At 70.7% G+C, this 13,462-nt stretch carries 8 protein-coding genes; all 8 read right to left on the bottom strand.

Going from position 1 to position 13,462, the window contains the following annotated elements:
- Positions 1-58: 58 nt before the first annotated feature.
- The 8 genes from CLV71_RS39830 to CLV71_RS39795 all read right to left on the bottom strand — a co-directional run bounded on the left by CLV71_RS39830 (position 59) and on the right by CLV71_RS39795 (position 13,297).
- Positions 59-1,255, bottom strand: a complete 1,197-nt coding sequence (locus CLV71_RS39830; RefSeq protein WP_243867227.1) for a DNA polymerase III subunit delta' — start codon at positions 1,253-1,255, stop codon at positions 59-61.
- A 21-nt stretch (positions 1,256-1,276) separates the two neighbouring features.
- Positions 1,277-3,388, bottom strand: a complete 2,112-nt coding sequence (locus CLV71_RS39825; RefSeq protein ID WP_424923950.1) for a bifunctional MFS transporter/dTMP kinase — start codon at positions 3,386-3,388, stop codon at positions 1,277-1,279.
- An 85-nt stretch (positions 3,389-3,473) separates the two neighbouring features.
- Positions 3,474-3,983, bottom strand: coding sequence for a hypothetical protein (locus tag CLV71_RS39820; RefSeq protein ID WP_133908116.1), 510 nt, complete (start codon positions 3,981-3,983; stop codon positions 3,474-3,476).
- Positions 3,984-4,018: 35 nt separating this feature from the next.
- Positions 4,019-5,233: a hypothetical protein gene (locus tag CLV71_RS39815; RefSeq protein ID WP_133908115.1), complete on the bottom strand. Its 1,215-nt coding sequence runs from the start codon at positions 5,231-5,233 to the stop codon at positions 4,019-4,021.
- Positions 5,234-5,253: 20 nt separating this feature from the next.
- The gene (topA, locus tag CLV71_RS39810; protein ID WP_133908114.1) at positions 5,254-8,022 is read right to left on the bottom strand and encodes a type I DNA topoisomerase; all 2,769 of its coding nucleotides are present in this window, start codon (positions 8,020-8,022) and stop codon (positions 5,254-5,256) included.
- A gap of 227 nt (positions 8,023-8,249) precedes the next feature.
- The gene (locus tag CLV71_RS39805) at positions 8,250-8,834 is read right to left on the bottom strand and encodes a hypothetical protein (protein WP_133908113.1); all 585 of its coding nucleotides are present in this window, start codon (positions 8,832-8,834) and stop codon (positions 8,250-8,252) included.
- A gap of 52 nt (positions 8,835-8,886) precedes the next feature.
- A complete protein-coding gene (locus tag CLV71_RS39800; RefSeq protein WP_133908112.1) occupies positions 8,887-10,872 on the bottom strand; it encodes a hypothetical protein in 1,986 nt (661 codons plus the stop codon).
- Between the two features lie 67 nt (positions 10,873-10,939).
- Positions 10,940-13,297, bottom strand: coding sequence for a sodium-translocating pyrophosphatase (locus tag CLV71_RS39795; protein WP_133908111.1), 2,358 nt, complete (start codon positions 13,295-13,297; stop codon positions 10,940-10,942).
- Positions 13,298-13,462: the final 165 nt, after the last annotated feature.

Here is a 13,462-nt window from a genome sequence, read left to right as displayed (position 1 = left end):
CTGGCGGAGGAACGACGAGCGGGTGCTGCCGGTCGGGGTTGACCGGCAGCACCGACCGTCAACCGAAGTGCAGCGTGGTCAGCATCGCTTCTATCGCGATCCTTGGTTTCACGTTCAGTTCCATCGCCTCGCGGCACGCCAGTACCGCTTCCAGGCGTCGCAGTGTGGAGATCTGCGTCCACATGCCCGCTGCCTGCCTCGCGTCGCGTTCGCGGTCCGGGTGGGTCAGGGTGGCCGGGCTGCCTGACGCCATCACCAGCACGTCCCGGTAGAAGCCGGCCAGGTCCACCAGCGCGAGGTCGATCGCGTCGCGTTGGGTTCTGGTGGCTCGGCTCTTCTGGCGACGTTCCAGCTCCTTGATCGCCGCCGCGCTGCCTCTCGTCGCGGTTGCCGCGCCCTTGCCGGTGCCGCCGTGGCCCATGGCCGTCTTCAGGGCTTCCTTCTCGGCCTCGTCGCGGGTGCCGCTCACCTGGTTCGCGTCGGCCTCCGCGGCCTTCACCAGCACGTCCGCGCAGTCGAAGACGTCTGACAGGTTGCGGAGGTTCAGGGGGATCCTCAACACCGCCTCCCTGCGCGTGCGGGCCGCCTCGTCGGTGGCCAGGCGGCGGGCTCGGCCCACGTGTCCCCCGCACACCGAGGCGGCCCACGACGCCATCGACGTCTCTATGCCGTCCCTCGCATGGAGGACCTCGGCTATCGCGTCGGGCGCCGGGGTGCGCAGCGCCAGGTGGCGGCAGCGCGACCGGATCGTCACCGGGACGTCCTCCGGGTGGTCCGACGGGGCCGCCAGCAGGAAGACCGTTCTCGCCGGGGGCTCTTCCACCGCCTTCAGCAGGGCGTTCGCCGCGCCTTCCGTCAGGCGGTCGGCGTCGGTGATGATCACTACCTGCCAGCGGGCGCCCGTTGGCCTGCGTGCCGAGATCTGGACCAGCGACCGCATCTCCGCGACCGAGATCGACAGGCCCTCCGGGACCACCACGTGCACGTCCGCGTGTGTGCCCGCCATCGCGGTGCGGCAGCCCCGGCACTCGCCGCAGCCCTCGCCGGTCTCACACTGCAACGCCGCCGCGAACGCTCTTGCCGCCACCGAGCGACCGGAGCCGGGCGGACCTGTGAACAGCCACGCGTGGGCCACCGCCGACGTCGAGCCGCCCGCGAACGTGCCGTCGACCATCGACGCCGCGACCCTGGCGGACGCCTGGAGCACCGCCACCGCGTCCGGCTGGCCGACGACCTGGGACCACACGTTGCTCACGCCCAGTGCCTCCGGGGAAACCTACGTCGCTCGGACCTCTACCGGCGCCAGGCTATCGCTCGGCAGGAGGCTCCCCTGCCTGCGCCCGGCCAGCGCGGTCTGCACCGCTATCCGCACCCGCACCGCCACCTGCTCCGGTGTGCCGTCCGCGTCGACCACGACGTAGCGGTCGGGGTCCGCGGCCGCCATCTCGGTCAGGACCCGCTGGACGTGCCAGTGGTGTTCCGGCGGGCGGGTTCGTTCCGATGCCCCCATCGTGCTCGGGTCGCGGTCCAGGAGGATCGTCACGTCGGGGCGCAGCCGGGCGGTTGCCCAGTCGGCCAGGCCCTCCAGCTCCGCCGGGTCCAGGTCCGCGGCCACGGACAGGTGGGCGAGCGGGCTGTCGACGAAACGCTCCATCACCACCAGCGCACCCCGGTCGAGCGCGGGCCTGATCTGCCGTTCCACGATGTCCGCGCGTACGGCCGCCGCCACCAGGGCGTGCGCTCTGGCGCCGGACAGCTGGGCGCCGGTCAGCACTGCCCGCAGTCTCTCGTCGTCCAGGGCCGGGTCCGAGGCCAGCACGACCTCCTTCGCGCCGGGGCGCTTCAGCCAGTCGGCCAGCAGGTGGGCCTGGATCGACGTGTCCGCGACCGTGTCGCCTTCGACCGCCACCAGCAGGCCTGCCAGGCGGCGTGGCTTGCGGCGGATGGCGTTGAGCAGGTCGGCCAGGATCGGCTCGCTCCTGCGGTCGTCCATCTGGCGGTAGGCGATCACACCGACAAGCGCGGCGATCAGGCCTGCCGCCAGCAGCACCGGGCGTGAGCCGTCGATCTGCATCTCGCGGCCCCACACCTCGATCTTGTGGGGGGCGACCAGACCGATGAGCAGCGGTGTCAGCGGGATCGCGCCGGCCAGGATGATCTTCATCAGCGACTGGTAGATCGCGTTGATGCGGCCGCGGATCGCGTCCTCGACCTGGGTGCCGATGATCGTCACACCGGTGAGGAAGGCGGCGCCGGCGCAGCCGCCGACCATCATGACCGTGATCACCGACACGATCAGGTGCGGCGACAGCGCGACCAGCGACAGCGCGAGGCCTGCCAGCACGATCGCGATGCCGAACAGGCGGTTGTGCGGCAGCCTGCGCGCGAGCTTGGGAGCACCGGCCATGCCCGTGGCCAGGCCGATGAACAGGGCCACGAACAGCAGGCCGAAGGCGGACTCACCGCCGAGCAGGCTGTCCGCGTAGGTGCGGGCCGAGCCGACCAGCGCGCCTGCCGCGGCGAACGCGCCGACCATGCCGATCAGCAGGCCGCGAACCAGCCGCGTACTTCGCACGAAGCGCGCGGCGTCGCGGGCCATCGCGATGATGCCTTGCTTCTCGCCGGACGACTTCTTCGCCGCCTCGTCGGCCTTGCGGGCCTCGGCGAGCGGGGTGTCGCGGAGTGACAGCTCGGGGATGCGGGTCGCGACGAGGATCGCGCTGGTCAGGTACAGCAGGCCGTTGATGACCAGGATGATCTTGGCGATGCCCAGGCCGTGCGGGTCGGGCTGCAGGTTCAGGTTGGTGGTGATGCCGGTGATCGCCGTGTACAGGCCCGCGCCGCTGATCACCGCGATGCCGTAGGTCATCACCAGCCCGAGCTGGTTCGCCGTCTCGACCTGGTCCCGGCGGCGCAGCAGGTTCGGGACCGCCGCGTCCTTCGACGGGATCCACATCAGCGCGCAGCAGCCGATCAGGAAGTTGCCGATGAACAGCCACAGCGGCGAGCCCACGACCGCGATCGACACGAACAGCCCGCAACGGAGGACGTCGCAGATGACCATGATCTTGCGGCGGTCGAAGCGGTCCGCGAGGATCCCGCCGAGCGGGGCGAACAGCAGACCGGGCAGCAGCTGTGTCAGCACGACGCCCGCGAAGGCGAAGCTCTGCACCTGGTAGCCCTCGGTCAGCTTGCTGACGAAGCCGGCCAGCGCGAGAAGCGACAGCCAGTCACCGATGCTGCAGAGGTAGGTGACGCCCCACAGTCTGCGGAAGGCGCGGATCGCCAGCACACTCCGCGCGCGGTGTGTGATGGAAGCGCCGGACTCGGCGGGCGCACCGGCACCCGCCGTCCCCTCTGAGCTAGCACCCCCGCTGATGCCCGCCACCCCTTCTCCACGGATCCCCGCGCCCTTACAGGGTAACCAGGACGCGCGGGTAACGTAGCGCGGCCAACCTGAGAGTGCTGAGGGTTCAGCTGAAGATGGACGAGATTGTGTCGATCAGGCTGGCCAGCATCACCAGGACGAGCACGGCCATCACCAGCAGTAACAACCCGACCGCCGCGAGCCCTGGCGACCACCTCTTGCGTGGTGGTCGCGACCGGCGCGGAGCCGGGATCTCCAGCGGCGCCCCGCCCAGCCGGGACACCGGGATGCCGGTGGGTGGTGTCGGCGCCGGGATCTTGACGGTCGGCTGCGCAAGCGGCTTGCCGGTCGTCTCGGGCGGAGGTAACGGCTTGCCGGACGTCTCCGTCGGGGGCAGCGGCGGGCCCGGCACGTCGATCCGCAGCTCGGAGTTCTCGTCGAGCACGGACTCCATGGCCACGCGGACGGCCTCGACGTCTGGCGCGGCGGGCTCGATCACGCGGACGCGGACCATCTCACCGTCGTACTTGCCGCCGGTTACCAGGCCCGACAACGGGTCGCTCATCAGCGGCGGCGGAACCGGGTCCTGGGTGCCGTCGTGGTTCCAGCTCGCCATCTCGACTCCCTGTGTCGGTGCGCTCACCTACCAGACTAGGAGGCATCCGCCCGCCGTGCGCGATAAATCTGGCGCGCCGCGAGGCTGACGCGGACGTCGGCCAGCAGCGGCTCGAAGAACGTCTCGCGATAGTGCTGGTCAGTGGCCGCGGTCGCGGCGAAGTAGAGCCCGGAGAAGGCCGCGAGGAACAGCGAGACCTGTACGAGGCCCTTGGACAGCGGCAGCTCGATCCCGAACAGCGAGCCCGCGACCCTGGACTGACCCGGCCCGAGCCAGGAGTCGATGACGGCCGGTTCGATGGCCAGCGCCCCCAGCGCGATCAGCACGCAGAAGACCAGCACGGACAGCACCACGACCTGCAGCAGCTGAGCGACGAACAACACCAGTGTGATGTTCGCCCGCTCCCGTCCGGCGAGTGGCTCCTGCTCGATCGGCGGCCCGTCGACCGACGAGGCGAGCGGCGTGCCCTCGAGCACGGCGGCCAGGTCGTCGTTCTTCTCCTCGGCCACGGCGTCGATCATCTTCCGCAGCTCCTCGTCGAGCCGCGCCGCCATGAACAACACCCCGAGGACCCCGAAGAGCGCGACGACCAGCCACAACCGCCACCGGGGCAGCGCGGCGGCGATCTGCCAGACCTCGGTGGAGAAGTAGGCGAAGATCACCACCAGCACGAGCAGCGGCAGGGCCTTGGTCGCCATCCGCCACACGGACCCCAGCTCGGCGAACGCCTTGCGCAGCCCCCACGCGAGGATCGACCCGGCGCCGACCCACACGAAGAACAGCATGAGCAACGTCACACCCACGCCGATGGTGAACGACAGCCACACAGTCGGCCGCAGGCCGGTCCACCACTCGACGAGCGGCAGCACGACCACGTTGAGCACCAACACGACCCTGGCGAGCCAGTAGCGCCCTCGGTGGCTCATCCGCCGCGCCCAGGCGGAAGCGCCGAGACCGGCGAGGAGCGGCACCACCAGGGCGACGGCGATCACCGTGAGCAGCAGGAACACGTAGGCGGTGTTGGTCATCCGCCGCTCGAGTTCCGCCTCCGGCACGTCGAGCAGCCAGGTGACCAGGGTGGTCAGGGGATCGATGACCAGTACGAACACCAGCGAGGGCACGGCGCGCTGCAGGACCCGGGACCCGCGCTCGTCGCCGCGGACGAACAGCGGCAGACCCCGGCGCCGGAACCACGCCTCGACGGCCCGCCGGTCGAACCCGGCGGCGGGCGCACGGGTCGTCTCGCTCATGGCACCCGACCGTCAACCTCTCAGGACTTCGACTTCGCCGGTGCCTTCTTGGCCGGTGCCTTCTTGGCCGGTGCCGCCTTCCGGGCGGGCGCCTTCTTCTTGGGGGCCGGTCCCTTGGCCCGCTTCTCAGCCAGCAGCTCGGCAGCCCGCTCGTCGGTGAGCGTCTCGACACTGTCCGACTTGCGCAGCGAGGCGTTGAACTCGCCGTCGGTCACGTACGGCCCGAAGCGCCCGTCCTTGACGACCATCGGCTTGCCGGACACCGGGTCGTTGCCCATCTCCTTGAGCGGCGGCGCCGACGCGGCCGCCTGCCTGCCGCGGCGCTTGGGCTCCGCGTAGAGCTTCAGCGCCTCGTCCAGCGTCACCGTGAAGATGTCGTCCTCGGCGCCCAGTGAACGCGAGTCCGTCCCCTTCTTCAGGTACGGGCCGTACCGGCCGTTCTGCGCGGTGATCTCCTCACCGCTGGCCGGGTCCGCCCCGACCACGCGCGGCAGGGACAGCAGCTTGAGCGCGTCGTCGAGGGTCACCGTCTCGATCGACATCGCCTTGAACAGCGAGCCGGTCCTCGGCTTCACCTTCTTGGCCTTCGCGTCCTCCGCCTCGGGCAGGACCTCCGTCACGTAGGGCCCGAAGCGGCCCTCCTTGGCGACGATCTCGTGCCCGGTCACCGGGTCGGTGCCCAGCGTCCGCCCCTCGACGGGCGTGGCGAACAGCTTCTCCGCGAGCTCCAGCGTCAGCTCGTCCGGCGGCAGGTCCTCGGGCAGGTTCGCCCGCTGCGGCTCGCCGTCGTCGCCGTCGCGCTCCAGGTAGGGGCCGTAGCGGCCGACGCGGACGACGACCGCGCGACCGCTCTCGTCGGCGAACAGCGGGATCGAGTTGATCTCCCTGGCGTCGATCGTGTCCACACCCGAGCCGACCAGCTTCTTCAGGCCGCCGGTGCGCCCGACCGAGCCCTCCGCGCCGATGTCGCCACCGAAGTAGAAGCCGGACAGCCACTGCGTGCGGTGCTGCTCGCCACTGGCGATGCGGTCGAGCTCGTCCTCCATCGCGGCGGTGAAGTCGTAGTCGACGAGCCTGCCGAAGTGCTGTTCGAGCAGCCCGACCACCGAGAACGCGATCCAGGAGGGCACCAGCGCGGCACCCTTCTTCCACACGTACCCGCGGTCCTGGATGGTGTTGATGATCGACGCGTACGTCGACGGCCTGCCGATCCCCAGGTCCTCGAGTGCCTTGACCAGGCTCGGCTCGGTGTAGCGCGGCGGCGGCGACGTGGTGTGCCCGTCGGGGTTCAGCTCGGTCGCGGTCAGCGGCTGGTCCTTGACCAGCTGCGGCAGCCTGCGCTCGGCGTCGTCCGCCTCGCCGCCCGCCTCGGTGTCCACGGTCTCGACGTAGGCACGCAGGAAGCCGGGGAAGGTGATCGTGCGCCCGGACGCGGCGAACGTGCACTCCTCGCCGCTCTGGGCGGTGCCGACGATCCGGACGCTCATGGTGGTGCCGCGTGCGTCGGCCATCTGGGAGGCGACCGTGCGCTGCCAGATCAGCTCGTACAGGCGGAACTCGTCGGTCTCCAGCTCACCGGCGACCTGGCCGGGCGTGCGGAACACCTCGCCTGCCGGGCGGATGGCCTCGTGCGCCTCTTGGGCGTTCTTGACCTTGCGCGTGTACTGCCTCGGCTGCGGCGAGACGTAGGCGTCGCCGTACAGCTCACGGGCCTGCGCGCGGGCCGCCGCGATCGCCGTCTCCGACAGCGTCGTGGAGTCGGTACGCATGTAGGTGATGTAGCCGTTCTCGTACAGCCGCTGCGCAACCCGCATGGTGCGGTCCGAGCCGAAGCGCAGCTTGCGGCCGGCCTCCTGCTGCAGCGTGGACGTCATGAACGGCGCGTACGGGCGGCGGGTGTAGGGCTTCTCCTCGACGGAGGCGACCGCCATGGCCTGGCCGGTCAGCGCGTCGGCGAGGCGACGCGCGTCGGCCTCGGCGAGGACCAGCGGCGGGCTCGAGGCCGCCTTGAGCCGGCCGTCCGGGCCGAAGTCGCGGCCGGTGGCGAGCTTGCTGCCGTCGATCTGGACGAGCCGGGCGCCGAAGTTCCTCGGCTCGGCGTCCTCGCCCGCGTCGAGCCTGGCGGAGATGTCCCAGTACGAGGCCGGGACGAACTTCATCCGCTCGCGCTCGCGGTCCACCACGATCCTGGTGGCCACGGACTGCACTCGACCGGCGGACAGACCGCGGGTGATCTTCTTCCACAGGACCGGGCTGACCTCGTAGCCGTAGAGGCGGTCGAGGATGCGGCGGGTCTCCTGGGCGTCGACCAGGTCCTGGTCGAGCATGCGGGTGTTGTCGGCCGCGGCGCGGATGGCCGACTCGGTGATCTCGTGGAAGACCATCCGGCGGACCGGCACCTTCGGCTTGAGCGCCTCGAGCAGGTGCCACGCGATGGCCTCGCCCTCGCGGTCGCCGTCTGTCGCGAGGTAGAGCTCGTCGACGGTCTTCAGGGCTTCCTTCAGCTCCGTGACGGTCGACTTCTTGTCCGGCGTGACGATGTAGATGGGCTCGAAGCCGTTGTCGACGTTGACGCCGAGGTTCGACCAGGACTCGCCCTTGTACTTGGCCGGCACCTCCGCCGCCTTGCGGGGGAGGTCGCGGATGTGACCACGCGAGGACTCCACGACGAAGTTCCGGCCCAGGTAGGAGGCGATCTTCTTCGCCTTCGCGGGTGATTCGACGATCACCAGCCGCCGCGGCTCGGCACCAGCCGACCCGCTCTTCCTCGTCCCGTTAGTCCCTGCCACGCCGTCCCGCTCTCCGCTCCGAGCTTGTTCTCAGCTCGCTAGTGTGCACGTTGCACACGGTGATACCTACCCCCAGGTGCCTCTCAGCACACTTCGCGAAGCTCGCGAAGCGAACGTCGGACACCGCGTCGGACTCACGAAGCGCACGATAGACACGTCGCGAAGCCCGCGAAGCGAACATCAGACACCTCGCCACAAAGGTACGAACCGTTACCTGGGTATCACGCTCAGGCGCTTCGCCGCATCCCCGATACCGCCGGCCAGTGCTCCTCGGCGTCCCCCGACGGCGGCCTCCCGACCAGTTCGGCGAGCCTTCCGAGTCGCCTACGGCCGGAAATCCGCAGGCCCGTCCCCTGCAGGGTAGCTGGCAGCCCGGCATTGCCGAGTGCCCCTCTTACCGTGTCATACGTGTCCGGCGCTTCGGGATCGAGGCCCAGGAAATAGCTCGTACCCAGCCAGTCGCCCGCGGCGAGCACCCAGAGCCGCAGCGCTCCGCCATCGAGGGTCAGCCCGGTCGGGGCGAACTTCTCGCCCTCCTTGGTCCACTCCTCGGCGAGCGGGAGGAGGTCGGCGCGGAAAGCCGTGCGCAACCCGTGCACGCCCTCCTCGGTGACCGTGTGGGTGGCGTCGACGCGGCGCTCGGCCAGCGCGAGGCGAAGGGCCCTGACGCGCCAGCGGTCGGCCAGCGACAGCGAGAGGCGCGCCGCGGTCCTGGCAAACTCGGCCAGCTGGCCCTGGCAGCACAACAGACCGGCGAGGTCACCGGTCTGCGGCCGGTTGGCCTCGGCGGAGTAGAACGAGAGCTGCGCCACCCGGCCAAGGATAGAACACCCGTTCGATCTCGGCCAGAGGCGATCGCGGCGGTCAGTGACCGAGCCGGTGCGCCCTGCCGTCGCGGGTCTGCACGAGCACGCCGTCCGCCGAGGTGAACAGGGTCGCGTCACGCAGCCGCTCGTCCTGGCCGAGGACCACGACGCCCTGGTCGGTGACGCCGAGGAGGACGTTCTCGACGACGACCAGCGGCATGCCGGTCGCATCGAGTGCCAGCGACGTGGGCGACATCTGGAGATCGGCGGCCGGCACGCCCCTGGCGAGCTGGGCGACGACCAGCCCACCGCCGCTCGACGGGCCGCCGTGGGTCCGCTCGACGAGCCCGCCGCGGCCGAACGAGTACAGATGCCCGTTCACCACGCACCAGCCCTGCCCGTCGCGGCCGATCACCAGTCCGTCCCAGCAGCCGGCGAGCGCCGCCGGGGTCGTGTTCTGGCCCGCCACCACCCGCGTCGGCGGGCACTTGCCCGAGAACGGCACACCACCGGTCAGGTCCGGCCACAGCCTGCCGCTGCCGTCGGCGGGCGGGGCCGGGACGGTGGCGATGACCGCGCCCCGCGCGTCGAGGTGCGTGAGGACCTCACCGCTCGGATCGTCGGACGGCCGCTGCCACGAGCCGCCCGAGCCGTCCGTGAGCACGTTCAGGTTGACGTCTGCCGGGTCGAGCCGGACGGGGTCGGCCACGACCGGCAGCGGCGCACACGGCGCGGACGGCGAGTCGGCGAGCTGCGACGCCGGACCGGTCAGGGTCGACAGCCCCTGCTGGTCCACCAGGTACAGCACGCCGTCGGCGCCGGTCATCATGTCCGACGGGTCGGTGCCGCCTTGGTCCAGCGTCACGTTCCGGATGTCGCCGTCCCCTCGGACGTGGAAGAGCGCGTGCCGTTCGGGGGTGGACAGCCACCACCCGTCGGTGGCGTCCGCCGACATCGCCCCGACGTTGCCGATGGGCGAGCCCTGGCCGGGCTCCGGGCAGCCGTTGAGCCGGTCGCCGACGAGCGGCTGCCACCTGGTCGCGCCCGGCCTGGTGCCGACCAGGGTCGGGTCGAAGATCTCCGTGTCGTCGACGGCGGCGATCTGACCGGTGCGCGGGTGCTCGTGGAACCGCATCGGCCGCTTCGGGTCGTCGGTCTCCAGCAGGGAGCGGGTGGCCGGGACCGGCGCGAGGTCGAGGTTGTCCGCGTGGGTCGTCTCGGCCCTGGTGACGTCGAGCCTGTGCAGGGTCGGGGTGGTCACGCCCGCCGTGCGGAGCAGGACGATCCCGGTCGTGGTCATCGAGTCGACCCCCACGACGCCGGTCACCACGGCGGGCTTCGCGCCGCCGGGTGGCACCACCCGCAGCTCGAAGACGTCGGCGCGGTAGTAGACGAGGCGGTCACCGACGATCCCGAGGACGGTCACGTCCGGGTCGTCGACCCGCACGACCGTGGTGAACACGCCGCGCTCGGCGACCATGACCTCGCCGTGGTCCGCGACCGCGACCGCCCCGTTCACCGGCACCAGGCGCACGGCTTCGTCGAACGTGCCGCGTGCGACCCGCTCCTGTCCGTCCCCTGAGCGAGGTAGGGCATCCACCGCCACCAGGAGCGGGGCGGCGAGCATGACCACGGCGACGAACGCCGGCCCACGCCGCCTGACCAGCCCGACGGCCCCGCGGACCAGCAGGAACACGCCGGTCACGCACAGGAGCACCGACCCGGCCGCCACACCGTGGTGGTCGAAGCCGAGGACGGCGATCACGACCGCCGCGACGCCCGCGAGGCCACTCATCCAGAGCGCGCTGTCCATCCTGGCGAGACCGAGGACGACCGCGGCGGCCGCGGCTGTCACGACCGCGACGACCAGGAACACGCCGAGCACCGTGAACCCGCTCTGGGATCCCGTGGCGACCTCGGTCACCACCGGCCCGTCGACCACCCGGAGCGGCCCTGGCGCGACACCCCAGGGCAGCGACAGCGCGCCGACCACGGCGACGGCAGGCACCACGGTCCACGCGTGGCGTAACCAGGACTTCCCCATCCGCGCCCCCCCACGAAAACGGCCCGCCCCCGGATGATCCGGGAGGCGGGCCACAATCGTATTGCGGTCAGACAGCGCCGTTGGCCACAGCTTCCGCCGGGTTCTCGGCGATCGCCGTGCCGCGCCGCTTGGACACGACCACGGCGGCCACGATGATCAGCACCGCGACGATGGCGATGACGACGCGGACCGCGTCGTTCTCGTTCTCGCCGATCGAGAGCGTCACGATGGCCGGCGCGATCAGCAGCGAGACCAGGTTCATCACCTTGATCAGCGGGTTGATCGCCGGGCCCGCGGTGTCCTTGAACGGGTCACCCACGGTGTCGCCGATGACGGTGGCCGCGTGGGCGTCGGAGCCCTTGCCACCGTGGTTGCCGTCCTCGACCAGCTTCTTCGCGTTGTCCCATGCCCCACCGGAGTTGGCCAGGAAGACCGCCATGAGCGTGCCGCAGGCGATCGCGCCGGCCAGGTAGCCGGCCAGCGGGCCCGTACCGAGACCGAAGCCGACCGCGATCGGCGCGAGCACCGCGAGCAGACCGGGGGTGATCAGCTCACGCAGCGAGTCACGGGTGACCATGTCCACCACGCGGCCGTACTCCGGCCGGACGGTGCCCTCCATGATGCCGGGGTTGTCGTGGAACTGGCGGCGGACCTCGTAGACGACCGCGCCCGCGGCACGGGACACGGCGTTGACCGCGAGGCCGGAGAACATGAACACGACCGCCGCGCCGAGGCCGATACCGACCAGCACGTTCGGGCTGAACACCAGCGCGATGAAGCCCTGCGCGTCCGGGTCGTCGTTGGCGAACAGGATCGCGTTCGTCAGCTGCGAGAGCTGGTCGGCACTCGCGTTGGCCGCGTCGGCGAACGCGTCGCGGATGGCGCTGATGTACGACCCGAACAACGCCGTCGCCGCGAGCACCGCCGTCGCGATCGCGATGCCCTTGGTGATCGCCTTGGTGGTGTTGCCCACCGCGTCGAGCTCGGTCAGGATCGCCGCGCCCTCGCCCTCGACGTCGCCCGACATCTCGGCGATGCCCTGCGCGTTGTCGGAGACCGGACCGAAGGTGTCCATCGCGACGATGACGCCGACGGTGGTCAGCAGACCGGTGCCTGCCAGCGCGACCGCGAACAACGCCACGAACAACGTGCCCGACAGCAGGAACGCGCCGTACACGGCCGCGCCGATGACGACCGCCGTGTAGACCGCCGACTCGAAGCCGACCGAGATGCCCGAGAGGATCACGGTCGCCGCGCCGGTCAGCGAGCTGCTGCCGACGTCCTTGACCGGCTTGTACTCGGTGCCGGTGAAGTAGCCGGTCAGCCACAGGATGACGCCCGCCAGCACGATGCCGATGATCACCGCGATGGTGGCGATGACCGCCGGGTTGCCGCCGATGTCACTCTGCGCTGGGCCGTCCAGCTCGGCGAACGAGCTCGGCAGGAAGATGAACGCCGCGGCCGTGCACAGGACCGCGGACAGCAGCGCCGACGCGTAGAACGCCTTGTTGATCGAGGTCAGGCCACTCTCGCCGACCTTGGCGCGGGTCAGGTAGACGCCTGCCACGGCCGTGATGGCGCCGAGCGCCGGCACGATCAGCGGGAAGAGCAGGCCCTGCGCGCCGAACGCGGTCGAACCGAGGATCAGCGCGGCGACCAGGGTCACGGCGTAGGACTCGAACAGGTCCGCGGCCATGCCCGCGCAGTCACCCACGTTGTCGCCGACGTTGTCGGCGATCGTGGCGGCGTTGCGCGGGTCGTCCTCCGGGATGCCCTGCTCGACCTTGCCGACCAGGTCGGCGCCCACGTCGGCGGCCTTGGTGAAGATGCCGCCACCGACACGCATGAACATCGCGATCAGCGCGGCGCCGAAGCCGAAGCCCTCGAGCACCTTCGGTGCGTCACCCGCGTAGACCAGCACCACGATCGCGGCACCGAACAGGCCGAGGCCCACGGTCGACATGCCGACGACACCGCCGGTGCGGAACGCGACCCGCATGGCGGTCTCGCGACCGCCCTCCTCACGCGCCGCCGCGGCGACACGCAGGTTGGCCTGCGTGGCCAGCCACATGCCGAGGTAGCCGATGCCGAACGAGAACACCGCGCCTACGACGAAGAACAGCGAGCGGCCGATGCGTTCGCCCACGCCGTCCGCCGGCAGGAAGAAGAGCACGATGAACACGATGATCCCGAAGATCGCCAGCGTGTTCCGCTGCCGCTTCAGGTACGCGCCGGCGCCCTCCTGCACCGCCTTGGCGATGTCCTGCATCTTGTCGGTGCCCTGGCCTGCGGCCAGTACCTCCTTGAGCAGCACGTAACCAACGGCTAGGGCGGCGAGAGCGATCACGGCGACCACGACGACGATGCCGCGATCCCCGCCGGTCAGCGTTGGACCGCCTTCCGCCGCTAGTAACTGCCAGGACATCTGTCCTCCTGGGTCTGCCTGACGTGGCGCGAATTCCGCGATCGCCGAGGACCGCCGCAATCGTCCGTAGGGACGGGTGCGCCACCAGGGGGTGTTGATGGGACCGGCGGAGTCTATTGGTAGGACTTACCCGCTCTGACGCCCGGCCCGCCAAGCTGCGGATTT

It is taken from the genome of Actinophytocola oryzae (assembly GCF_004364325.1).
Classification (GTDB): Bacteria; Actinomycetota; Actinomycetes; order Mycobacteriales; family Pseudonocardiaceae; genus Actinophytocola; species Actinophytocola oryzae.
This window is presented reverse-complemented; position numbering and strand designations above follow the sequence as displayed.